At 73.7% G+C, this 22,877-nt stretch carries 16 protein-coding genes and 1 pseudogene; 4 read left to right on the top strand and 13 right to left on the bottom strand.

Annotated elements, in window-relative coordinates:
* Window positions 1-188 precede the first annotated feature (188 nt).
* Complete coding sequence (locus ACZ7G3_RS34035) at window positions 189-3,626, top strand: SCO5717 family growth-regulating ATPase (RefSeq protein ID WP_470930376.1); 3,438 nt, start codon at window positions 189-191, stop codon at window positions 3,624-3,626.
* Between the two features lie 92 nt (window positions 3,627-3,718).
* Here ACZ7G3_RS34035 and ACZ7G3_RS34030 read toward each other — a convergent pair whose 3' ends face one another.
* The 9 genes from ACZ7G3_RS34030 to rimP all read right to left on the bottom strand — a co-directional run bounded on the left by ACZ7G3_RS34030 (window position 3,719) and on the right by rimP (window position 16,466).
* Complete coding sequence (locus ACZ7G3_RS34030; protein WP_426602156.1) at window positions 3,719-4,666, bottom strand: bifunctional riboflavin kinase/FAD synthetase; 948 nt, start codon at window positions 4,664-4,666, stop codon at window positions 3,719-3,721.
* A gap of 147 nt (window positions 4,667-4,813) precedes the next feature.
* A complete protein-coding gene (locus ACZ7G3_RS34025; protein ID WP_470930374.1) occupies window positions 4,814-9,085 on the bottom strand; it encodes a hypothetical protein in 4,272 nt (1,423 codons plus the stop codon).
* A gap of 291 nt (window positions 9,086-9,376) precedes the next feature.
* Window positions 9,377-10,282, bottom strand: a complete 906-nt coding sequence (truB, locus tag ACZ7G3_RS34020; protein WP_470930372.1) for a tRNA pseudouridine(55) synthase TruB — start codon at window positions 10,280-10,282, stop codon at window positions 9,377-9,379.
* The gene (gene rbfA / locus ACZ7G3_RS34015) at window positions 10,279-10,758 is read right to left on the bottom strand and encodes a 30S ribosome-binding factor RbfA (protein WP_470930370.1); all 480 of its coding nucleotides are present in this window, start codon (window positions 10,756-10,758) and stop codon (window positions 10,279-10,281) included. The genes truB and rbfA overlap by 4 nt, the downstream gene beginning before the upstream one ends.
* Window positions 10,759-10,818: 60 nt before the next feature.
* Window positions 10,819-11,112 carry a DUF503 domain-containing protein gene (locus ACZ7G3_RS34010; RefSeq protein WP_215164473.1) on the bottom strand — a complete coding sequence of 98 codons (294 nt, stop codon included), beginning with the start codon at window positions 11,110-11,112 and terminating at the stop codon, window positions 10,819-10,821.
* A 153-nt stretch (window positions 11,113-11,265) separates the two neighbouring features.
* Window positions 11,266-14,343, bottom strand: a complete 3,078-nt coding sequence (gene infB / locus ACZ7G3_RS34005; RefSeq protein ID WP_426602160.1) for a translation initiation factor IF-2 — start codon at window positions 14,341-14,343, stop codon at window positions 11,266-11,268.
* A 174-nt stretch (window positions 14,344-14,517) separates the two neighbouring features.
* A complete protein-coding gene (locus tag ACZ7G3_RS34000; protein WP_426602161.1) occupies window positions 14,518-14,799 on the bottom strand; it encodes a YlxR family protein in 282 nt (93 codons plus the stop codon).
* A gap of 135 nt (window positions 14,800-14,934) precedes the next feature.
* Window positions 14,935-15,936, bottom strand: coding sequence for a transcription termination factor NusA (gene nusA, locus ACZ7G3_RS33995; protein WP_426602162.1), 1,002 nt, complete (start codon window positions 15,934-15,936; stop codon window positions 14,935-14,937).
* A gap of 2 nt (window positions 15,937-15,938) precedes the next feature.
* On the bottom strand, window positions 15,939-16,466 hold the full coding sequence (rimP, locus tag ACZ7G3_RS33990) for a ribosome maturation factor RimP (RefSeq protein WP_470930368.1): 528 nt from the start codon (window positions 16,464-16,466) through the stop codon (window positions 15,939-15,941).
* Between the two features lie 229 nt (window positions 16,467-16,695).
* On the opposite strand from rimP, the gene ACZ7G3_RS33985 reads away from it, so the two are divergent.
* Genes ACZ7G3_RS33985 through ACZ7G3_RS33975 form a run of 3 tightly spaced genes read left to right on the top strand, consistent with a single transcriptional unit; the run spans window position 16,696 to window position 18,692 of the window.
* On the top strand, window positions 16,696-17,238 hold the full coding sequence (locus ACZ7G3_RS33985) for a hypothetical protein (RefSeq protein WP_470930366.1): 543 nt from the start codon (window positions 16,696-16,698) through the stop codon (window positions 17,236-17,238).
* Window positions 17,235-17,753, top strand: coding sequence for a ferritin-like domain-containing protein (locus ACZ7G3_RS33980; RefSeq protein WP_470930364.1), 519 nt, complete (start codon window positions 17,235-17,237; stop codon window positions 17,751-17,753). The genes ACZ7G3_RS33985 and ACZ7G3_RS33980 overlap by 4 nt, the downstream gene beginning before the upstream one ends.
* Window positions 17,754-17,792: 39 nt before the next feature.
* Complete coding sequence (locus tag ACZ7G3_RS33975) at window positions 17,793-18,692, top strand: aminoglycoside phosphotransferase family protein (protein ID WP_470930362.1); 900 nt, start codon at window positions 17,793-17,795, stop codon at window positions 18,690-18,692.
* Between the two features lie 484 nt (window positions 18,693-19,176).
* On the opposite strand, the gene ACZ7G3_RS33970 is transcribed toward ACZ7G3_RS33975, so the two are convergent.
* The 4 genes and pseudogenes from ACZ7G3_RS33970 to ACZ7G3_RS33955 form a co-directional block, all read right to left on the bottom strand.
* Window positions 19,177-20,880, bottom strand: coding sequence for a proline--tRNA ligase (locus ACZ7G3_RS33970; RefSeq protein ID WP_426602167.1), 1,704 nt, complete (start codon window positions 20,878-20,880; stop codon window positions 19,177-19,179).
* Between the two features lie 118 nt (window positions 20,881-20,998).
* A complete protein-coding gene (locus tag ACZ7G3_RS33965; RefSeq protein ID WP_426525298.1) occupies window positions 20,999-21,529 on the bottom strand; it encodes a GNAT family N-acetyltransferase in 531 nt (176 codons plus the stop codon).
* 190 nt (window positions 21,530-21,719) lie between these two features.
* Complete coding sequence (locus ACZ7G3_RS33960; protein WP_426602168.1) at window positions 21,720-22,568, bottom strand: GNAT family N-acetyltransferase; 849 nt, start codon at window positions 22,566-22,568, stop codon at window positions 21,720-21,722.
* Between the two features lie 113 nt (window positions 22,569-22,681).
* Window positions 22,682-22,877: pseudogene (locus tag ACZ7G3_RS33955) on the bottom strand (flavodoxin-dependent (E)-4-hydroxy-3-methylbut-2-enyl-diphosphate synthase); the annotation flags it as partial.

Raw genomic sequence — 22,877 nt, 5'->3', positions numbered from 1 at the left:
CCTGACGATGTCGGGCCACTCGTGATTAGGCTGGTGTCCGGCGCGACGCCAGACCCGTGGACCGGGCGTCGACGTCGTACGGGGAGGGCCGACGATCGGACGACCTCGTTTCACTTCGGACAACGTCGGACGACAAAAACGGTCGTGCAAGCACGGCATGAGGGTGCTCGACCACACCAGGAGGAACTGTGAGCAGCGATCGGGACGGGAACCGCGGGGGCTGGGCTACACCCGGCGATGACCAACCCGACGCGGAGTCAGCGATTGAGACGACTGGCGAGTTCACCATCGACTACGCGCCGCCCGCCTGGTACACCCAGAACGCGTCGGGCGACTCGGCTCAGGGGCAGGCTCACGGGCAGGGGGCGGGCTCGGCGGAGAGTTCGGGTGCCGGTTCCTCTGCTGCCGCTCCTTCTTCTACTCCTTCTTCCAATCCTTCTGCTACTTCTGCTACCACTTCGTCCGCTTCTTCCACTCCTTCGGCTCCGCCTGCTCCTCGTGGGCCGGTTCCGCCGCTGCCGGGGCTGACTCCGTCGCCGCACGCGGCTGCGTCCAACGCCCCTTCCGCCTTTCCGACTCCGGCCCCGGGGGCGCCGTTCACTCCGCCGCCCCCGCCGGGTCCGGGAGCGCCGTTCACGCCGCCCGCGCCGCCGACCGGGGTGCCCCGGTTGCCTGTCGGGAGTGGGTTCGAACCGCAGCAGACGCAGGGGCGGCCGGAGTTCGAGCCCGAGCCGCAACCGCAGGTGCGGTCCGAACCGGAGGCCGCGGCGGCCCCGGCTCCTGCCGCGGATCCGGTCTATCCCACGGCCGTTCCGGCATTTCCGGCCGGCGGGTTCCAGCTCCAGGCCCCCGCTCCCCCGCCCGCCGGCGAACCGGAGCCCGACAACGGCGACCTCGAGAGCGGCGCCACCATGCGGTTCTCCGCGGTCGCCCTGAAGCGGGAGATCGCCGAGCGTGCCGCGGCGGACGACGCCGGGCGGGACACGCGGCCGGAGCCCGCGGCCGGCGTAGCCGCGGCCGGTGCACCCGAGGCCGACGATCACGAGGCCGACGTACCCGAGCCGGCGTACGAGGGCGACGCGGCGATCGCTTCGGACGAGGCCGGTGTGGACACCCCGGACGAGACCTTCGCCGGGGCGGACGACGCCGTGGAACACGAGCGTGCCGACGGTCCCGGACTCGCCGACGCCGACACCGGCGGACAGGACGGCTCGGCGGTCGAGGCCGTCGCGGCCGGCGGGCCCGGTGCGGCGGGCGACGGTGGTTTCGACTCCGACGTGCCCGACGACGCCGACGACGCTTCCGACTCTTCCGACGCTGCGGAGAACGGCATGGGCGGGTCCGGCCTCGCCGGTTCCGCCCAAGACGTAGGGCACGGGCCGGTTGCTCAGGCCGCTCCGGTGGCCGCGCCCGAGCCCGAGGACGCGGTGCCCCACCCCGAGGACGCCCAGCCCTCGCCGGACGTCACGACGCCCACCGCGGAGTCCGTGGAGGCCGTACTGACCGACGCCGCCCCCGCCGACAGCGTGCCGGAAGACGTCGTTCCGGCCGACGTACCGCCTGCGGCTCAGGGCGGAGTTCCGCCGTTGGCTCCGGCGTACCCTCCGGTAGCGCCCGCGCCTGCGTATCAGTGGCCCGCGCAGCCGCAGTCTGCCCCCGCCGTACCGGAGCAGCACGGCGTACCGGCCCAGCAGCCTCCTTTCCAGCCGCAGGCTCCGCAGCCGGCGCCCGCCGCGTGGAACCCGCCGGCCGCCGCGCCGATGCCGCCGAGCCAGGCACCCTCGCAGCCGGGCTACGGCTTCCCGCAGCCGGGTGCGACGCCTCCGGTGGCCCCGCAGCCTCCGGCCCCGCAGCCGGGCGGTGCTCCCGCCCCGGCGTCAGACGCCGCCGGTTACGGGTTCCCGCAGCCCGGTGCGTCGGCCCCACAGCCCCCGGCGCAGCCGGGTGGTTACGGCTTCCCGCAGGGGCCCGCGCCGTACGGCCAGTCGCCGGAGCAGCCGCAGCCGCAGCCGCAGCCGCAGCCCGGCGTACCGCACCAGGCGCAGCCCCAGGGCGGCGCCCAGATGCCGCCGGCCGCTCAGCAGGGCTTCGCCCCGCAGGCTCCGCAGGCCCAGCCGATGCCCGCGCAGGGCCACGTCCCGCCGGTCCCCTCCGCCCAGCAGCCGCATCAGGCGCCTCATGCGCCGCAGTCGATGCAGCCCGGTCAGCCCGGTCAGCCGGACCAGTCCCCGCAGTATCAGCAGCCCGCCGACCCGCGTCTCGGCGCCGCCTGGCCCCAGCCCATGCAGCACGACCAGCGTCAGCCCACCAACCCGGGTGCCGCACCGCTGGGTTACACCGCGGCCGTGGAGCTGTCGTCCGACCGGCTGCTCAACAACAAGAAGCAGAAGGCGAAGAGCAGCCGTCCCGCGGCCGGCGGTTCGCGTTTCAAGCTGGGCGGCAAGAAGGAGGAGGCCGAGCGGCAGCGGAAGCTGGAGCTGATCCGCACCCCGGTGCTGTCCTGCTACCGCATCGCCGTCATCAGCCTCAAGGGCGGCGTCGGCAAGACGACAACCACCACCGCGCTCGGCTCCACGCTCGCCACCGAGCGGCAGGACAAGATCCTCGCGATCGACGCCAACCCGGACGCCGGCACGCTCGGCCGCCGGGTGCGCCGGGAGACCGGGGCCACCATCCGCGACCTCGTCCAGGCGATCCCGCACCTCAACTCGTACATGGACATCCGGCGGTTCACCTCCCAGGCCTCCTCCGGGCTGGAGATCATCGCCAATGACGTCGACCCGGCCGTGTCCACGACCTTCAACGACGAGGACTACCGGCGCGCGATCGACGTGCTGGGCAAGCAGTACCCGATCATCCTCACCGACTCGGGTACCGGCCTGCTCTACAGCGCCATGCGCGGCGTGCTCGACCTCGCCGACCAGCTGATCATCATCTCGACGCCGTCCGTGGACGGTGCGAGCAGCGCCAGTACGACGCTGGACTGGCTGTCCGCGCACGGGTACGCCGACCTCGTCTCGCGGTCCATCACCGTCATCTCGGGGGTCCGCGAGACCGGAAAGATGATCAAGGTCGACGACATCGTCGCCCACTTCCAGACGCGGTGCCGGGGCGTCGTCGTGGTGCCGTTCGACGAGCACCTGGCCGCCGGTGCGGAGGTCGACCTGGACATGATGCGGCCGAAGGTGCGGGAGGCGTACTTCAACCTCTCGGCGATGGTCGCCGAGGACTTCGTACGGCACCAGCAGTCGCACGGCCTGTGGACGTCCAACGGCAACCCGCCGCCGGTGGCCGCACCACCGCTGCCGGGCCAGAACTTCCCGGGCCAGAACTTCCCGGATCAGCCCATGCCCGGCCAGCCCATGCCCGGTCAACAGCCCGTGCCGGGACAGCAGCCCATGCCGGGACAGCAGCCCATGCCGGGACAGCCCGGTGTGCCCGGACAGCCTGGCCAGTACGCCGAGCCCGGGCAGCCTCAGCCCGGACCACCCCAGCCCGGACAGCACTACCCGCAGCAACCCGCCGGGCAGCCGTACCCGCAGCAGCCGGGACAGCCGTACCCGCAGCAGCCCGGTTACGGATATCCGCAACCGGGGCAGACGCCTCCCCTGCCACCGCAGCAGTAACCCCTGACGCCGAAGGGCGGCCGGTGCTCACCAGCACCGGCCGCCCTTCGGCGTGGTGGCGACGCAGCGTCGCCGGCGGGGAAGAGAAGGCGTCAGGACGCCGCCGCGACCAGCTCCCGGCACCGGTCGACGTCCTCGGCCATCTGCTCGAGAAGCGCGTCCAGAGTCTCGAACTTCGCCTGTCCGCGTACGAAGGCCACGAAGTCCACGGCGACGTGCAGGCCGTACAGGTCGAGGCCGACACGGTCGATGGCGTACGCCTCCACCGTGCGCTCGGTGCCCTCGAACTGCGGGTTGGTGCCGACGGAGATCGCGGCCGGCATCGCCTCGCCCTGGGCGTGCAGCCAGCCGGCGTAGACGCCGTCGGCCGGGACGGCGGTGTACGGGAGGGTCTCGACGTTGGCCGTGGGGAAACCCATCTCACGGCCGCGCTGGGCACCCCGGACGACGACGCCCTCGACACGGTGCGGGCGGCCCAGGATCTCCGCGGCGCCCGCGACGTCGCCCTCGGCGACCAGGCGGCGGGTCAGGGTCGAGGAGAAGGGTTCGCCGCCACCCGCGTCACCGGTCACGTACAGGTCCACGATCTCGACCTCGAAGTCGTAGACCTTGCCCTGTCCGACGAGGAACTCGACGTTCCCGGCGGCCTTGTGGCCGAAGCGGAAGTTGGGGCCCTCCACGACCGCCTTGGCGCGCAGCCGGTCGACCAGGACCTTGACCACGAAGTCGGCCGCGGACAGCTTCGAGAACTCGGTGGTGAAGGGGAGGATCAGCACCGCGTCCACGCCCAGGTCCGCCATCAGTTCGGCGCGGCGGTGGTGCGGGGCGAGCAGCGGCGGGTGGCTGCCGGGGCGGACGACCTCGCTGGGGTGCGGGTCGAAGGTGACGACGACGGCGGGGACACCCAGCTCGCGGGCGCGGTCCACGGCGTGCTTGATGATCAGCTGGTGCCCGCGGTGGACGCCGTCGTAGGAGCCGATGGTGACGACGCTGCGTCCCCAGTCCTCGGGGATGTCCTCCAAGCCACGCCAGCGCTGCACTGTGTCTGCTCCTCGGTGGTTCCGTGGGTGCCTCTTACGCAGGTCTAAGGGTGCCATGCCCCGCGGCACCCGCCCGCATCGGCATCGGTGCTGTGACCGGGTGCACGCGGCGCGGGCCGGATGCACGCCGCGCGGACCGGGTCGCCCTCAGGCGGGGACCCGTGCGCCCGCCAGGTTCTCGATCGTGCGGCGGGCGCTGGGGCCCACCAGCGCGGCCCAGTCCTGGGGTGCGTCGGCCAGCCAGCCGGTGACGCGGGCGGCGAAACCCGGGAGGTGGCGGGCCAGGTCGACCAGGGCGTGGTCGAAGCGGGTGGCGCCGTCCGGGGTGCGGAGCAGGAGGAGGCCGGTGCGGTGGACGAGGGCGCGCAGGTCGTCCCGGCCGCACTGGGCGGCCGCGCGCAGGAGGGCCTCGATGACGGCGGGGTCGTCCTCGTGGGCGAGGAGGTGTTCGCGCAGCTCGCGGCGGAGCGAGGCGCGGCCGGGGGCGCCGTCGACGGCGAGAACACCGGCGAGCGCGGCCCGCACGGCCCCGGGACCGTCGTCCAGCAGGCCGGTGACCAGGGGGTGGAGTACGGCGCGGGCCACCAGGTCCCGGTCGAGGCGCCGGTCGACGTACGCGGCCACGTGCCCGGCGGTACCGGGGCGCTCCGCCACGGCCTCCCCGACGAGTACGGCGACCCGGCGGGCCAGCGCGGGCGTGGTGGCGTCGGCGAGTCTGCGCAGCGCCTCCCCCGCGTCCGGGCCCCGCAACCGGGCCCGGAAGGCGTCGAGGACGGGCTCCGGATGGGTCGGCAGGGCGGCGGCCACCGCACTCGGCGGGATGCAGGGGTCGCCCGCCGCGAAGTGGCCGAGCGCTCGCGGGAGGTGGCGGTCGCGGCTGCCGGGGTCCTGGACGAGCAGGGCGAGCGCCCCGCCGCGCAGGCGGCTGTCGGCGGGGTCGGCGAGCAGGACCAGGGCGGCGTGGCGGAGCAGGGTGCGGTCGGCGGCGGTGCGTCCGTGCGGGGCGGTGCGCAGGCCGTGGGTCACGGCCGCCGCCCGCCGTGCCGGCCGCTCGTCGCGCGCCCACCGCTCGACGGCCCGGCAGAGCGCGGACGGCTCCTCCTCGGCCAGGACGGCGAGCAGTTCGTCGGCCCGCCGGTGCGTACTGTCGACGAGTACCTCGGTGAGGCCGTCCAGGCCACGGTGGCGGTGCGTGTGCAGCAGCGCCTGCGCGGCGGTCGCGACGGTCGCGTGCGGGGTGGCGGGCAGCGGACGTTCGTCGTCGAACCAGCGGACGAGGAGTGGCTGTACGGCCGCCGTGTCGGTCGCGAGGAGTCCGGCGACGGTGTCGAGGTGGCGGGGTCCGGGCTCGTGCGGGGGGCCGTCCGCGAGGACGAGGCGGCGCAGCAGGTCCAGGAGCGTGGCCTCCGGCAGTCGCAGCGCCGTCCAGAAGTCGGGTCCGAACTCCCCGGGCGCGGCCCTTCCTTCGCCCCGCCGGTCCACGATGCCGTCGGCCAGCAGCCGCAGCACGTCCGTGTACGGCGTCGCGTCGGGCACGCGCGTCAGCACTTCGGCGAGGAGCCGGGCGGCCCACCAGGAGTGCGGGTCGGCGTCGAGGGCGGTCACCAGTTCTTCGAGGGTCAGCGCGAGCTGGGGGATGCCGTGCTGGCGGGCCAGGAGCAGCACGGCCTCGGTGACGGGGCCGATGCGGTGGTGCGGCACGGAGAGGGTGCGCGTGTCGTGCGGGGCGCCGCGGCGGTGGACGAGGGCGCGCAAGGCTTCGTCCAGGTCGAGGTGGGTGCCCTGGATCCAGTCGGCGAGTTCCTCGTGGGCGAAGCGGTAGCCGTCACCGGCGGGTACGAGGAGGCCTTCGGCGAGCACCGCGGTCGCCCATCCGGTGCCGCCGCCCAGCCGGGCGGGGGCGGGCCCCCACGGGAACACCGCCTCGAACGACTCCCGGTCGAGCTCGCCCTGCCCGGGGCCGAGACTGCGCCGGGCCGCCTCGTGGACCTGCCCGCAGACCTTGGCGGCTAGTCGGCGTACGGCGCTGCCGCGCAGGCCGTTCTCCCCGGCCAGCCGGGTCGCGACGCGCAGGCACATCAGGTCCAGGTAAACCGTGAAGACCGTCTCCCGGTCGACGCGGACGGGGGGTGGTGAGCCGGGGAGGGCGCGGCGGACCTCCGAAAGCAGGCGGAGGGTGAGGGGGTGCCGGCCGTCCGGGTCGGCGAGGGCGCCTTCCGGTACGCGGTAGCGTGCGCGCGCCTCTCTGGCCTCGTCGTCCCGCAGGTCGCCGAGCCGGACGCAGGGCGGAAGGCCCGCGCCCAGGGCGCCGGCCCCGGGCTCGGCGGAATCCGGCCGGTGATCGGCTGCTTCCAGCCGGTGGCCGGCGGCATGCGACCGGTGGCCACCGGCATCCGGCCGGGGACCACCGGCATCCGGCCGAGGACCACCGGCATCCGGCCGAGGACCACCGGCATCCGGCCGAGGACCACCGGCATCCGGCCGAGGACCACTGGCATCCGGCCCGGACGTTGGTCTCGCGACGGTCGTCCCCTTCGGCCGGGGCACCCCGTCGGCCACCCCGGAGGAGGGACCCGGCTCACCGGCCGCGGGACCCTGCCCACCGGCCGCGGGACCCTGGCCACCGGCCGTGGGACCCGGCCGAGGTGCTTCACCGACCGGCCCCGCGCACTGCGCCTCTCCCGCCCCGGGGGCGGAACAGTTCCCACCGCCCGCCACCCCGGGCGGCAGTCCCCCGGTGACGTGAGGCCACGGGCACGGCCCTTCGAGGACCGACTCGCACCGGAGCTCCCCGGTGGGGACCGTCCGAGGCGACGGCACGCCCACGCCCCGCCCGGACGACGCCGCCCCGCCCACAGCCTGCCCGGACGACGACGGCCCGGACGGCGACGGCCCGGCAACACGCCCGGCGCCGCGCCCGGCGGCCCACTCCCCCGTCCCCGCCCCGTACAACAGCTCCCGCGGGAACTCGGCCCCCGCCCGCTCCCAGTACTCCGCCCGGCATGCCACGACGAGCCGTGCCCCCGTCTCCCGCAGCCACGTCGCCGTGCCCTCGGTCCACTCGGGAAGGCGGTGGGCCAGGACGGGCGGCATCTCCTCGGGGCCGTCGAGAAGGAGCAGGAGAGGCCGCCCGGCGGAACGGGCCAGGCGGGCGAGGCGCTCCGGGGTGATGTCGCCGAGGCCGGCGGGGCGGGAGCGGTCCGAGGCGGCCACGATGCGGGCGGCCCGGGCCAACGTCCTGCGTGCCGCGTCCGCCAGCGACATGTCGTCGTCGCGCAGATCGGCGCCGCGCAGCCACAGCGTGGGCGCCGGTTCCGTGCCACGGGAGCGGCGGTCGGCGAGCGCCGCCAGCTCGGTCGTACGGCCGCTTCCGGGCGCGCCGACCAGTGCGAGCACACTGGCGCGGCTCGCGGCGAAGGCGGCGAACTCCCGCGTCACGCCCGCCCGCTCGACCGGCACCACAGGCCCCGGGCCGGTGTCCGGGCCGGCGTCGGAACCGGCATGGCGACCGAGGCCGAGGACTGCACCGGCACCCGCACCCGCACCCGCACCCGCACCCGCACCCGCACCGACTGTGAGCCCATCGTCGAGGACCACGCCCCCGCCCCCGCCCCCCGTCGGCATCTCCGGCGGACCGTCCTGCCCCACCGAAGTCGCCGCGAGTGCGAGTACGCCCGCCAAATTGAGGTCGGCGCCGTACGCCGGGACCGTCGCCGCGTTCTCGGCGAGGAGGTCGGCGAGGGGACCGGGGGCCGGACGCAGCGGCACGGCGAAGCCGACGTCGCTGTGTCCGGAGCTGAGGGCGGTGCCGACGACGCCGAGCACGGCGCCGGTCGCGATGTCGAGCACCGGTCCGCCGGCCGCGCCGCCTCCGAGGCGCAGCGCGTCCCTCCCCGATGTGCCGAGCGCGAGCTCCAGGGCGTCGCCGAGGACGTGGAAGCGGTCGGTGGCCGCGTAGTGGACGTCGGTGGTGCCCAGGACGCGGGCCTCGCGCCAGCCGCCGGCGGCGATCCGGACGTAGGTGCCGGCCTCGACCCTGTCCCGCACGGTGACGGGCAGCGGCCCGACACCGAGGCCCTCGGTGCGTACGAGAGCCAGGCCGAGGGCGGGCAGCGGGGTCACGTCGGCGGCGGCCACGACGCGGCGGCGGTGGTCGGCGGAGCTCAGCACCAGCCGGGGCAGACCGTCGACCGCTTCGTGACTGGTGATCACCGTGCCGTGGTGGTCGGCGGCGAAGCCCGTGCCGCGCGGGCGGCCGGCGAGGTCGTGGACGCTGATCAGCGCGTCGTCGGGCGCGCGTCGCGTCGGGTCGGCGTCCCGGACGTCCAGGAGCCCACCGCGCGGGTCCCGGGAGCCGTCCCGGGTCCGCTGTCCTGCCCTGCCGCCCGTCGCCTCCCGGGACCGGTTGCGCGACGCCATCGTCGAACCTCCCCGCCGTACACCCGTGCTGTGCGTTCGACGGTAGGCACGTGATGATCAGCGGGACAGATCCCCTGGCGAACGCGCCCCCTTCCACTCCCCCGGTTCACTCCGAGCGCCTGCCCGGACGGGTGAACAGGAGGGCGGAGTTGGATACACCCTGAGGACGGGGGAACCGAGGGGGACCGTGGAGCGGCGACAGTGGGGTCCCCGTGGTCGCCGCTCCACGGGCGGAAGGTGACGGCGCGTCGGCTCAGCCGAAGACGGCCAGGCTCTGGCCGGTGCGCCGGCTCAGCCGAAGACGGCCAGGCTCTTCGCCTTGCCCTTGTGCTCCTCCACGAGTGCGAGCAAGCTGCCCTCGGGGTCGAAGACGGCGACGGCGCCGACGCCCGCGTACGTGTCGGGCATCTCCAGCCGTACTCCGTTGGTGAGCAGCCGGGCCCGCTTGGCGTCCACGTCCCAGCGCGGGAAGGCGGCGGTGGCCGCGTCGGCGACCGGCATGACGGTCAGCTCCTGCTGGAGCTGGTCCAGCGTCTTCGCCGCATCCAGCTTGTACGGGCCGACGCGGGTGCGGCGCAGGGCGGTGAGGTGGCCGCCGACACCGAGGCCGGCGCCCAGGTCACGGGCCAGGGCCCGGATGTAGGTGCCGGAGGAGCAGACCACCGAGACCACCAGGTCCAGCACCGGGGTGCCGTCCTCGGCGACGGCGTCCCGGACGTCGTGGACCGCGAAGGAGGAGACGGTGACGGGACGGGCGGGGATCTCGAAGTCCTCGCCCTCGCGCGCCCGCTTGTAGGAGCGCACGCCGTTGATCTTGATGGCGCTGACCTTGGACGGCACCTGCATGATGTCGCCGGTCAGCCTGGCGACGGTCGCGTCGATGGCGTCCCGGGGGACCTTCGAGGCGTCCACCGACCCCGTGATCTCGCCCTCGGCGTCGTCGGTCGGCGTCGTCTGCCCGAGCCTGATCGTGCCCAGGTACTCCTTCTCGGTGAGGGCGAGGTGCCCGAGGAGCTTGGTCGCCCGCTCCACACCGAGGACCAGGACGCCCGTCGCCATCGGGTCGAGCGTGCCGGCGTGCCCGACGCGCCGGGTGCGGGCGATGCCCCGCATCTTGGCGACGACGTCGTGCGAAGTGAAGCCCGACGGCTTGTCGACGATGACAAGGCCGTCGGGCGTGGGGTGCTTGTCGGTCATTTAGCGGTGTCGTCCGTCTCGTCGGCCTCGTCGGCCTCGGCGGCCTCGTCTTCTTCGCCCGGCTTGCGGTACGGGTCCGCCTCACCGGCGTACGCGGCGCCCGCGGACGCCTCGCGCACCTTCTCGTCGGACTGGCGCGCCTTGTCGAGGAGGTCCTCGATGTTCCGGGCGGTGTCCGGCAGGGCGTCCATGACGAAGGTCAGGGTCGGCGTGAACTTCACGCCCGCCGCCTTGCCGACCTCGGAGCGCAGGACGCCCTTGGCGCTCTCCAGGCCGGCGCCGGCGGCCGCGCGCTCCTCGTCGTCCCCGTACACCGTGTAGAAGACGGTCGCCTCCCGCAGGTCACCCGTGACCCGGGTGTCCGTGATGGTGACGTGCGAGCCGAGCCGCGGGTCCTTGATCCCGCGCTGCAGTTTCTGGGCCACCACCTCTCGGATGAGGTCCGCCAGCCTTTTCGCCCGCGCGTTGTCGGCCACTGGTCCGTCTCCCGTTCTTTCTGCTTCTGCGCTTGTGCTGCGCTTCTCGTGCGTTTCTGGTCAGTCGTCGTCGCCGTGGAAGCGCCGTCTGACGGACAGCAGCTCCACTTCGGGGCGGCCGGCCACCAGCCGCTCGCACCGGTCGAGTACGTCGGAGAGGTGCCCCGCGTCGCCGGACACCATGGCCAGGCCGACGACGGCCCGCCGGTGGAGGTCCATGTGGTCCACCTCGGCCGCGCTCACCGCGTACTTCCGTTGGAGCTCGGCGACGATCGGGCGGACGACGGAGCGCTTCTCCTTCAGCGAATGTACGTCGCCGAGGAGGAGGTCGAAGGACAGCGTCCCCACATACATGTGTAACCGGTTCACCCGCCGGTCCGGGATCGATGGCCCCGCCATCCATGGGGCGGGGACATCAGAACCGTACAACGAACGGCCGGGGCCGATCGACGGATATTGCTCTCCGCCGACCGGCCCCGGACCGGACCGCCTCGGAAGTCGGGGTGCTTACACCCGCGGCTTCTCGCGCATCTCGTACGTCGCGATGACGTCGTCGACCTTGATGTCGTTGAAGTTTCCGAGGTTGATACCGCCCTCGAAGCCTTCGCGGATCTCGGTGACGTCGTCCTTGAAGCGACGCAGACCCTCGATGTTGAGGTTCTCCGCGATGACCTTGCCATCGCGCAGGAGGCGCGCCTTGGTGTTGCGCTTGACCTCGCCGGAGCGGATGAGGACACCCGCGATGTTGCCCAGCTTGGACGAGCGGAAGACCTCGCGGATCTCCGCCGTGCCGAGCTCGACCTCTTCGTACTCCGGCTTGAGCATGCCCTTGAGGGCCGCCTCGATCTCCTCGATCGCCTGGTAGATGACCGAGTAGTACCGGACGTCCACACCCTCGCGCTCGGCCATCTGCGCGGCACGCCCGGCGGCGCGCACGTTGAAGCCGATCACGATGGCGTCGGAGCCCATCGCCAGGTCGATGTCGGACTCCGTGACCGCACCGACGCCGCGGTGCAGGACGCGGATGTCGACCTCTTCGCCGACGTCCAGCTGGAGCAGCGAGGACTCGAGGGCCTCGACCGAACCGGAAGCGTCACCCTTGATGATCAGGTTCAGCTGCTGGACCTCGCCGGCCTTGAGCACCTTGTCCAGGTCCTCCAGCGACACACGGCGCGTGCGCTTGGCGAACGCGGCGTTCCGCTCGCGGGCGGCGCGCTTCTCCGCGATCTGGCGGGCCGTACGGTCCTCCTCGACCACGATGAAGTTGTCACCGGCACCCGGGACGTTGGTCAGGCCCAGGACCTGGACCGGCGTCGACGGACCGGCTTCGGCGACGTTGTTGCCGTTGTCGTCGAGCATGGCGCGGACGCGGCCGTAGGCGTCGCCCACCACCATCGTGTCGCCGACCCGCAGGGTGCCTCGCTGCACGAGGACCGTCGCCACGGCACCGCGGCCGCGGTCGAGACGGGACTCGATCGAGATGCCCTGCGCGTCCTGGTTCGGGTTGGCCCGCAGGTCGAGCGAGGCGTCCGCGGTGAGGACCACGGCCTCCAGCAGCGAGTCGATGTTCAGACCCTGCTTGGCGGAGATGTCGACGAACATGGTGTCGCCGCCGTACTCCTCGGCCACCAGACCGTACTCGGTCAGCTGACCGCGCACCTTGGTCGGGTCAGCACCCTCGACGTCGATCTTGTTGACCGCGACGACGATCGGGACCTCGGCCGCCTTGGCGTGGTTGAGCGCCTCGACCGTCTGCGGCATGACGCCGTCGTTGGCCGCGACGACCAGGATCGCGATGTCGGTCGACCGCGCACCACGGGCACGCATGGCGGTGAACGCCTCGTGACCCGGGGTGTCGATGAAGGTGATCTTGCGATCCTCTTCGTTGACCTCGGTCGCCACCTGGTAGGCACCGATGTGCTGGGTGATGCCGCCGGCCTCGCCCGCGATGACGTTCGTCTTGCGGATGGCGTCGAGCAGTCGGGTCTTACCGTGGTCGACGTGACCCATGACGGTCACGACCGGCGGACGGACGACCAGGTCCTCCTCGGAGCCCTCGTCCTCGCCGAACTCCAGGTCGAAGGACTCGAGCAGCTCGCGGTCCTCCTCCTCCGGGCTGACGATCTGAACCGTGTAGTTCATCTCGCCGGCGAGGAGCTGGAGCGTCTCGTCGGAGACGGACTGGGTCGCGGTGACCATCTCGCCGAGGTTCATCATGACCGCGACGAGCGACGCCGGGTTGGCGTTGATCTTCTCCGCGAAGTCGGTGAGCGACGCACCGCGCGACAGGCGAATGGCTTCGCCGTTGCCGCGAGGCAGCATCACGCCGCCGACCGACGGGGCCTGCATGGCCTCGTACTCCTGGCGCCTCTGCCGCTTCGACTTGCGACCGCGACGCGCGGGACCGCCGGGACGGCCGAAGGCGCCCTGCGTGCCACCACGGCCACCCGGACCACCGGGACGACCGCCGAAGCCGGGACGGCCACCGCCGCCGCCGAAGCCGCCGCCACCACCGGGACGACCGGCGAAACCGCCGCCGCCACCGGGACGACCGCCACCACCGGGACCGGCGGGACGACCGGCGAAGCCGCCGCCGCCACCGGGACGACCGCCGCCGCCGGGACGACCGGCACCGCCGGGACCACGACCGCCGCCACCGGGGCCGGGACGCGGGCCGGCAGCGGGACGCTGCGGCATCATGCCGGGGTTCGGACGCGGACCGCCGCCGGGACGGGGACCGCCCTGGCCGCCCTGCGGACGCGGCATCGAGCCCGGGGTCGGGCGGTTGCCGCCCGGAGCCTGGGGACGAGGGCCGCCGCCCTGGCCGCCGGGAGCCTGCGGACGGGGGCCGGCGCCGGGGGCACCGGGACCACCCGGGCGCGGGCCGCCCTGCGGACGGGGCGCCTGCGGGCGCGCCATGCCGGCGTTGCCGCCGGAGGTGAAGGGGTTGTTACCCGGACGCGGGCCGCCGGGACGGCCGGGACGCTGCGCCGGAGCGCCGGGACGCTGGCCGCCGGGACGGCCCTGGCCGCCCTGCTGGCCCCGGTCCTGACCCGGGCCGGACGGACGGCCGCCGGGCTTGGGGGCACCGGGACGCGCGCCACCGGGCTTCGGTCCGGCCGGAGCCGGAGTCGAGGCGGCCGGAGCAGCCGGAGCAGCCGGCGGAGCGGTGAACTCCGGGGCGGCCGGAGCCGGACGCGGCGCGGGCTTCGGACCCGGCGTCGGACGCTGGCCCTGGGGCTGGCCCTGGGACGGCGCCGGCGCGGGAGCCGACGGGGCCTCGGGCTGCTGGGCAGCCGCGGGCTTGGGTGCGGCCGGCGGCCGCGGGGCAGCCGGACGTGCCGCCTGCGCCGGGGACGGCGCGGCGGGCCTGGGGGCGGCCTTCTTCGGGGCCGCGGGGCGACCGGCGGACCGGCCGTTGCCACTGCCCTGCTGGAAGGCGTCTGTCAGCTTGCGTACTACGGGCGCCTCGATCGTCGAAGACGCCGAACGGACGAATTCACCGAGTTCCTGGAGCTTGGCCATGACGACCTTGCTCTCGACACCGAACTCCTTGGCGAGTTCGTAGACCCGGACCTTAGCCACTTCGCTCCTCTGAGGTCCGGGTTGCGTCCGGACCGTCGCTAGTTCATGGGCGTACTCATCGCGTACTCATCGAGTGCTCATCGCAATCTCGACCTGCTTTCACTTCGCGAGGTACCAGGCCGCACGGGGTTCCGTGCGGCTCGTCTTCCTTGGCACGTTGCCTGGATGCTGCTGTCAGCAACCCTGTGCCTGCTCGACGTAGCGGCGCAACGCCTTTACGTCGAGCGGTCCCGGGACGCGGAGCGCCCGCGGGAACGCCTTGCGGCGCTCTGCCTGGTCGACACAGACCGGTGCAGGATGCACGTAGGCACCCCGGCCGGGCAGCGTACCGCGTGGATCGGGGGTGCAATGACCCTCGACCGCCACGGTGCGCAGCAGCTCGCTCTTGACCGCTCGCTCCCGGCACCCCACGCAGGTGCGCTCAGGGCATGCTCGGGTACGTGTCCGGCCAGACACTCTTAAGTCTACCTCCCCGGACCGACCTCACCCCTTTGGGGCAAGAATCGAACACATGTGACACGCAAAGCTGTCGTGATCTCAGCGCCGCGCGGCCTGGATCTATTCCCCGCGCCCCGTCGGCGGCAGGTCGGACTACCGCTCCGACGACTGCTCGGACGGCTGCTCGGTGTCCGGCCGGATGTCGATCCGCCAGCCGGTCAGCCGGGCGGCGAGCCGGGCGTTCTGGCCCTCCTTGCCGATCGCCAGCGACAGCTGGTAGTCGGGCACGATCACGCGGGCGGAGCGGGCCGCCATGTCCACGACCTCCACCTTGGAGACGCGGGCCGGGGAGAGCGCGTTCGCCACCATCTCGGCCGGGTCGTCCGACCAGTCGACGATGTCGATCTTCTCGCCGTTCAGCTCGCCCATGACATTGCGCACCCGGCCGCCCATGGGGCCGATGCAGGCGCCCTTGGCGTTCAGGCCGGAGCGGGTGGAGCGTACGGCGATCTTGGTGCGGTGGCCGGCCTCGCGGGCGATCGCGGAGATCTCGACGGAACCGTCGGCGATCTCGGGCACCTCCAGGGCGAAGAGCTTCTTCACCAGGTTGGGGTGGGTGCGCGACAGCGTCACGGACGGACCGCGCACGCCCTTCGCCACCCGGACGACGTACGAACGCAGCCGCGTGCCGTGCGGGTAGGTCTCGCCCGGAACCTGCTCCTGCACCGGCAGGATGGCCTCCAGCTTGCCGATGTCGACGAGCACGTTCTTCGGGTCGCGGCCCTGCTGGACCACGCCGGTGACGATGTCGCCCTCACGGCCGGCGTACTCGCCGAGCGTCGCGTCGTCCTCGGCGTCGCGCAGCCGCTGCAGGATGACCTGCTTGGCGGTGCTGGCGGCGATACGGCCGAAGTCGGACGGGGTGTCGTCGAACTCGCGGGCCGCCTGGCCCTCCTCGAGGTCGGCGGGGTCCTCCTTCGCCCACACGGTCACATGTCCGGTGTCCCGGTCGAGCTCCACGCGCGCGTGCCGGCGGCTTCCCTCAGTGCGGTGGTAGGCGATGAGGAGAGCCGACTCGATGGCTTCGACCAGCAGGTCGAAGGAGATCTCCTTCTCCCGTACCAGGCCCCGCAGGGCGCTCATGTCGATGTCCACGGCTACGCCTCCTCGTCTTCCGTTGTGTCGTTGTCGTTCTTGCTGTTCTTGGTGTCCTTGCGGCTGAACTCGACCTGGACGCGGGCCTTGTCGATGTCGCCGAAGGCGAGTCTGCGGGTGGTGGCCTTGCGGCCCTTCACTCCGGGTACTTCGAGGTCGAGCCCGTCGTCGTCCACATCGAGGACGCGGGCGACCAGTTCGCCGCCCTCGCGGAGCTGGAACCGCACGAGGCGGTCCGTGGCGCGCACGTAGTGGCGGTGCTCGGTGAGGGAGCGCTCCGCGCCCGGGGTGCCGACCTCGAGGGTGTACTCCCCCTCGCCCATCGCGTCCGTCTCGTCGAGCTTCGCCGAGAGCGCGCGGCTCACATCGGCGATCCGGTCCAGGTCCGCGCCGGTGTCGGAGTCGACGACGACACGCAGCACACGCTTGCGGCCGACCGAGTCCACCGCGATCTCTTCGAGGTCCAGTCCCTGGGAGGCGACGAGCGGCTCCAGCAGCTCTCGCAGCCTCTCGCTCTGGGTGGTGCTCATCCGGGTGACTCCTCGGCCGCGTGTGCTGTTGTGGGTCGGTGCGCGTGTCTGGTCAAAGGGTATCCGGTCCCAGGGGGTGTTGCCGTCCACCCCGGGCTCGGCGGTGCCGATGAGTGGTGCCCGGACGGGGCCCGGGTACCGTGATCACGGGCAGGCCGCACCGCGTGTTCCCGTCGCGTCGCCCGTCGTTTTGCCGTCGCTTCCGTACGAGCCGTCGAGGACGTCTGCCGTGTCGTTTGTCTCACCCCCGCGCCTGCCCTCGGGGCCGCGCAGAAGGAGCCTGCTCGCGTCGGCCGCCGGGGCCGCCCTGCTCGTCGGATGTTCCGGCGGGTCGGACTCCGGCGGCACGGAGGGCGGTACGCCGGCCGCCGACCGGGCACGCGCGCGTGCGGCCCGGGACAGCGAGGGGCTGGCCGGGCGGTACGCGGCGGTGATGGCCGCCCATCCGGGGCTGGCGGAACGGCTGCGGCCGTTGCACGCGGCGGCCGTACGGCACGCGGAGGCGTTCGGCGCCGTACGCACGGCCTCACCGGAGGCGTCGGAGGCGTCGCCCTCGGCGTCCGCGCGGGCCGCGGGTCCGGGGGACGGTCCCGGCACCGTGCCGGCGTCCGAGGAGGACGCCCTGGCCCTGCTCGCCACCGCCGAGCGGGAGCTGGCCGACCGGCGGGCCGAGGCGCTGCTGGGGGTGCCGGGCGAACTGGCGCGGCTGCTGGCCTCGGTGGCCGCGGCCGGCGCCGCACACGTGTATCTGCTGACGGAGGGTGACCGGTGAGCGAGGCGAAGGACCGGGCGCTGGACGCCCTCCAGGCGGCGCTGGCGGCGGAGCACGCGGCCGTGTACGGCTACGGGGTCGTCGGCGCACGGATCGACGAGGAACGGCACACCGAGGCGCGGACGGCGTACGACGCGCACCGGGCGCGGCGGGACACGCTGGAGCGCGAGGTGCGCGGTCTCGGGGGCAGGCCGGTCGCCGCGGCGGCCGGGTACGCGCTGCCCTTCGACGTGCCGGACCCGGCGGCGGCGGTGCGGCTGGCGGCCGAGCTGGAGGACCGGGTGGCCGGGGTCTACTCCGACCTGGTGCGGGCGGCCGAGGGCGACCGGCGGGCCGCGGCGGCCGGGGCGCTGCGCGAGGCGGCGGTCCGGGCGGTGCGCTGGCGGGGCGGCAGCGTAGCCTTCCCTGGGCTCGCCGAGCGGGCCGGCAGCCCGTCGAGGCCGGACGCCGCCTCGGACGCGGCGTCGGACCGGGCTTCGGATACGGCTTCCACTCCGGCGGCACCGACCGCGTAACACGTACGGCTGCCCGTACGGGAAGGGAACGGCTCGCGCATGGCTTTCGAACCGCCGCGGCGTCTGGTCAGGGCACTCGGCGAGACGGCACCGGACGGTGACGACTGGCTGGAGGACCTGCCCGGAGCGGCGGAACGGGCTGTGGCGCTGCGGGAACTGACCGTGGAGCGGGTACAGGTGCCCGGCGGGCGCAGCAGCCTGGTGGTGCTGGTGCGGACGGCCGACGGGACGCCCGCGGTGCTGAAGCTGGCCCCGCGCCGCGCCCGCCCGGAGAGTGAGCGGGCCGCACTCGCCCACTGGGGCGGGCTGGGCGCCGTACAGCTGCGCGAAGCGGAGACCACGGAGGGCGTACTGCTGCTGGAGCGGCTGCATCCGGACGTATCGGTGCGGTCGCTGCCGGAGGCGAAGGCGTTGCTGGAGGCCGCGGGCACGCTGCGGCGGCTGTGGGTGGAGCCGCCCTCCGGGCACCCCTTCGAGACCGTGGCCGGACGGACCGGGCGGCAGGCCGAGGCCATGCGGGCGGGCGCGGTGGCCGACCCCGAGGTGGCGCCGCTGGTCGACGCGGCGCTCGCGGCCCGCGCGGAACTGCTGGCCGCACCGCCCGAGGAGCGGCTGCTGCACGGGACGTTCCGGCAGAGCAAGGTGCTCGCCGGGGACCGGATGCCGTGGCTGGCCGTGGGCCCCGACCCGGTGGTCGGCGAGAGCGCCTTCGACCTCGCCCGGCTGGTGCGGGACCGGGTGGAGGACCTCATCGCCCAGCCGTCGGGGGCGTCGACGACCCGGCGGCGGATCAAGCGGCTCGCGGAGTCGCTGGAGGTCGACCAGGAACGACTGCGCGGCTGGACGCTGTTCCGTGCCGTCGAGTCGGGCGTCCGGGCCCGTCGGGTGGGCCGGGAGCAGGACGCGGAACTGCTGCTGGAGTTCGCGGGCTGGCTGTAGGACGCCGGGGCGTGCGCGGCGGGTGGGCCGCACTGCCGCCGGTCGTCACCGTATGTGTCGCGGGGGCGTCTGCCGACCGCCGGCCGGCATCGGTGTTGTGGCGTCCCCAGCAGTCGGGGGGCACCGCGTCGGCTGCCGGGAATGTCGCAAGCCGGGCGGGGCGCCGCGTCCGTGGGCAGGGACGCCGCGAGTCGGACGGGGCACCACGCCCGTGGGCAGGGACGCCGCGAGTCGGACGGGGCACCACGCCCGTGGGCAGGGACGCCGCGAGTCGGACGGGGCACCACGCCCGTGGGCAGGGACACCGCGAGTCGGACGGGGCACCACGCCCGTGGGCAGGGACACCGCGAGTCGGACGGGGCACCACGCCCGTGGGCGGCAACGGTGTCCGCGGAGGACGGAGTTGCCACGGCCGTCATGCCGTGGTCGTGCCCCGCCCGCAGGGGGCGCCCGTCGGTCCTGGGCGCCTCCTGGGGGCTCGGGGTCAGGCCGTGAGGCGGGTGATGGCTTCCTCGACCGTCAGTTCCTCGCGCTCGCCGGTGCGGCGGTCCTTCAGTTCGACCACGCCTTCGGCGGAGCGGCGGCCGGCGACCAGGATCTGCGGGACGCCGATCAGCTCGGCGTCGGTGAACTTGACGCCCGGGGAGACGCCGGCGCGGTCGTCCACCAGGACGCGGACGCCGGCGGCCGCCAGCTTGTCGGAGACCTCCAGGGCCAGCTCGGTCTGCAGGGCCTTGCCGGCGGCGACGACGTGGACGTCGGCCGGGGCGACCTCCTTGGACCAGACGAGGCCCTTGTCGTCGGCGTGCTGCTCGGCGAGGGCGGCCACCGCGCGGGAGACGCCGATGCCGTAGGAGCCCATGGTGACGCGGGCCGGCTTGCCGTTCTGGCCGAGGACGTCGAGCTTGAGGGCGTCGGTGTACTTGCGGCCCAGCTGGAAGATGTGGCCGATCTCGATGGCGCGGTCCAGCTTGAGGCCGGTGCCGCAGTTCGGGCAGGGGTCGCCCTCGCGGACCACGACGACGTCGACGTACGCGTCGACCTCGAAGTCGCGGCCGGCCACGACGTTCTTGGCGTGCGTGTGCTCCTTGTTGGCGCCCGTGATCCAGGCGGTGCCCGGCGCCACGCGGGGGTCGGCGATGTACTTGACCTTCTCGCCGAGGCCCTGCGGGCCGACGTAGCCGCGGACCAGGTCGGGGCGGCCCACGAAGTCCTCGGCGGTGACCAGTTCGACGGCGGCCGGGGCGAAGTGCGCCTCGACCTTGTCCATGTCGACCTCGCGGTCGCCGGGGACGCCCACGGCGACGATCTCGCCGTCCACCTTGACGAGGAGGTTCTTCAGGGTGGCGGAGGCCTCGACGCCGAGGGAGGCGGCGAGGGTCTCGATGGTGGGGGTGTCGGGGGTGGGGATGTCCTCGGCGGCGGGCACGTCCGCCGCGTCCACGGGCTGGAGGGCGTAGGTGATCGCCTCGGTGTTGGCGGCGAAGTCGCAGTTCGGGCAGTCGGCGAAGGTGTCCTCGCCGGCGCCGGCCGGGGCGAGGAACTCCTCCGACTTGGAGCCGCCCATCGCGCCGGCGGTGGCGGCGCAGATGCGGTAGTCGAGGCCGAGGCGCTCGAAGATCCGCTGGTAGGCGGCGCGGTGCAGGGCGTAGGACTCGGCGAGGCCCTCGTCGGCGACGTCGAAGGAGTAGGAGTCCTTCATCAGGAACTCGCGGCCGCGCAGGATGCCGGCCCGGGGGCGGGCCTCGTCGCGGTACTTGTTCTGGATCTGGTAGAGGATGACCGGCAGGTCCTTGTAGGAGGACGCCTGGTCCTTCACCAGCAGGGTGAAGATCTCCTCGTGGGTGGGGCCGAGGAGGTAGTCGCCGCCCTTGCGGTCCTGGAGGCGGAACAGCTCGGGGCCGTACTCGTCCCAGCGGCCGGTGGCCTCGTACGGCTCGCGCGGCAGCAGGGCGGGGAGCTGGACCTCCTGGGCGCCGATGGCGTCCATCTCCTCGCGGACGATGCGCTCGACGTTGCCGAGGACCTTCTTGCCGAGGGGCAGCCAGCTCCACAGGCCGGCTGCGGTGCGGCGCACGTACCCGGCGCGGACCAGCAGCTTGTGGCTGAGGACCTCGGCGTCCGCCGGGTCGTCGCGCAGCGTCTTCGCCATCAACTTCGACATGCGCTGGACCGGTGCGTTGGCCATGGTTCTCGTGTCTCCTGCTGCTGGGGGTCCCCCCGCTCGAGCGCCGCCGAGAGCGGGGGAGGGTAACAGCAGGAGGTTAACCGGGGGGTCCAGCCCGGCGGAAATCGGTTATGCCCGGCTAGGCCCGGCGCAGGGGCAGCGGGGCGCCCATCACGGCGTACGGCTTGGGGGCGCTGGGGAAGAGGACCTGGCGGGCGAGGTCCTGGTAGCCGAGGGAGCGGTAGAGGCCGCGGGCGGGGCTCTCGGTGTCGATCGCGGAGAGGATCGAACGGGGCTCGGCGGCGCTGTCGGTGATCGTGGTGATCAGGGAGCGGCCGGTGCCGCGGTTCTGGTGGGCCGGGTGGACGTGGAGTTCGGTGATGACGAAGGAGTCGTCGAGCCAGGCGTCGTTGCCCCGGGCGCGGAGGTAGGGCTCGACGACGGTGGACCACCAGTGGGCGCGGTCGTTGGGCATGCCGTAGACGAAGCCGACGAGGGCGCCTCCGGCGGTGGCGCCGAGAGCTCTCGCGCCGGGGTGGGTCATGTGGCGCAGGACGATCTGGCGGCGGACGGCCACCTCGTCCGGGCCGAGTCCGAACGCGGCGGCTTGGACCGCGAGGGCCTCGTCCACGTGCGCGGCGAGGTCCAGTGGGCCGATCACGACGTCCATGTTCGGGAGCCTACAGGGGTGTTCCGGATGTACGCCCGGGGGCGGAGGGGCTGTGGCTGGTCACGTTGCACGCCGGGGGCGGACGGGCCGTAGTGGACCACGTCACACGACAGAGGCGGAGGGACTGTAACGCGCCGTGCCTGCGCCGTGGAGTCACGTGGCGGTGCGGGCCCCGCGTGCCCGGGGCGTTTCAGAACAGGACGCTCATGAATGCGCCGGCCTCCTGGAAGCCCACCCGCCGGTACGTCCTTCGTGCCGCCGTGTTGAAGTCGTTCACGTACAGGCTGGCCACTGGGGCGACGTCCGCCAGGGCGTAGCGCAGGACCGCTGCCATGCCCGGTGCCGCCAGGCCCTTGCCCCGGTACTCGGGGGCCACCCATACGCCCTGGATCTGGCAGGCACGGTCGGTGGCGGCGCCGATCTCGGCCTTGAAGACGACCCTGCCGTCGGTGTCGAAGCGGGCGAAGGACCGGCCGGAGCCGACGAGTTCGGCGACCCGGGCCTGGTAGAGCAGGCCGCCGTCGCCGGCCATCGGGGAGATGCCGACCTCCTCCGTGAACATCGCCACGCAGGCCGGCATGATCCGCTCCATCTCGTCCTTGCGGACCCGGCGGACGTAGGGGTCGGGGGCGATGTCGGCGGGCACGCGGTCGGTGACCATGAGGGGCTGCCGGGCGCGGACCTCGCGGGCCGGGCCCCAGCCCGGTTCGAGGAGCCGCCACAGCTGGGCGGTCGTGTCGGCGGGGCCGACGATCGAGGAGCAGCGGCGGCCGGCCCGCCGGGCGCGGTCGGCGAAGGCGCGGACGGCGCGCGGGGTGGCGCAGATGGGGACGAGGTTGGCGCCCGCGTAGCAGAGGGAGGTCAGCATGCCGTGCTCGTACCAGCCCCACATCTCGCCGCCGAGCCGCCACGGGTCGAGGCCGGCGATCTGCACCCGGGCGGTCACGAAGGCGTTCGCGACCGGCTCGCGGTCGAGGACGGCGAGCGCGGCGTCCAGGTCGCTCGGTTCGAGCACGCGGGAGGTGGTCTGCGTCAACACGTGCGGGGGCCTCACCCTGAGATCTGCTGGTCCCCGCACTGTACCTGGCATGCATATGCCGCGCCGCCCCCCGGGGCGACGCGGCAGGAGAGGGCGGTTCGGCCCGATGAGACTCAGCCCGCGACGGAGACCGAGGGCTCGCCGGAGGTGACGCCGTCGGCTTCCATCTGCTCGGCGATCTTCATGGCCTCCTCGATGAGGGTCTCCACGATCTTGGACTCGGGGACGGTCTTGATGACCTCGCCCTTGACGAAGATCTGCCCCTTGCCGTTGCCGGAGGCGACGCCGAGGTCCGCCTCGCGGGCCTCG

Source organism: Streptomyces sp. NPDC037271 (assembly GCF_055603605.1).
Note: the sequence above shows the minus strand (reverse complement) of the source record. Positions and strands in the feature narration are given on the sequence as shown.

What these genes read in the sequence shown, in the direction of transcription:
- ACZ7G3_RS34025 (WP_470930374.1), bottom strand. Translation starts at nt 9,085, where the DNA reads ATGGCGTCGCGCAACCGGTCCCGGGAGGCGACGGGCGGCAGGGCAGGA.
- truB (WP_470930372.1), bottom strand. Translation starts at nt 10,282, where the DNA reads ATGACCGACAAGCACCCCACGCCCGACGGCCTTGTCATCGTCGACAAG.
- ACZ7G3_RS33970 (WP_426602167.1), bottom strand. Translation starts at nt 20,880, where the DNA reads ATGGCCAACGCACCGGTCCAGCGCATGTCGAAGTTGATGGCGAAGACG.
- ACZ7G3_RS33975 (WP_470930362.1), top strand. Translation starts at nt 17,793, where the DNA reads ATGGCTTTCGAACCGCCGCGGCGTCTGGTCAGGGCACTCGGCGAGACG.
- ACZ7G3_RS34010 (WP_215164473.1), bottom strand. Translation starts at nt 11,112, where the DNA reads ATGTATGTGGGGACGCTGTCCTTCGACCTCCTCCTCGGCGACGTACAT.
- ACZ7G3_RS33965 (WP_426525298.1), bottom strand. Translation starts at nt 21,529, where the DNA reads ATGGACGTCGTGATCGGCCCACTGGACCTCGCCGCGCACGTGGACGAG.
- rimP (WP_470930368.1), bottom strand. Translation starts at nt 16,466, where the DNA reads ATGAGCACCACCCAGAGCGAGAGGCTGCGAGAGCTGCTGGAGCCGCTC.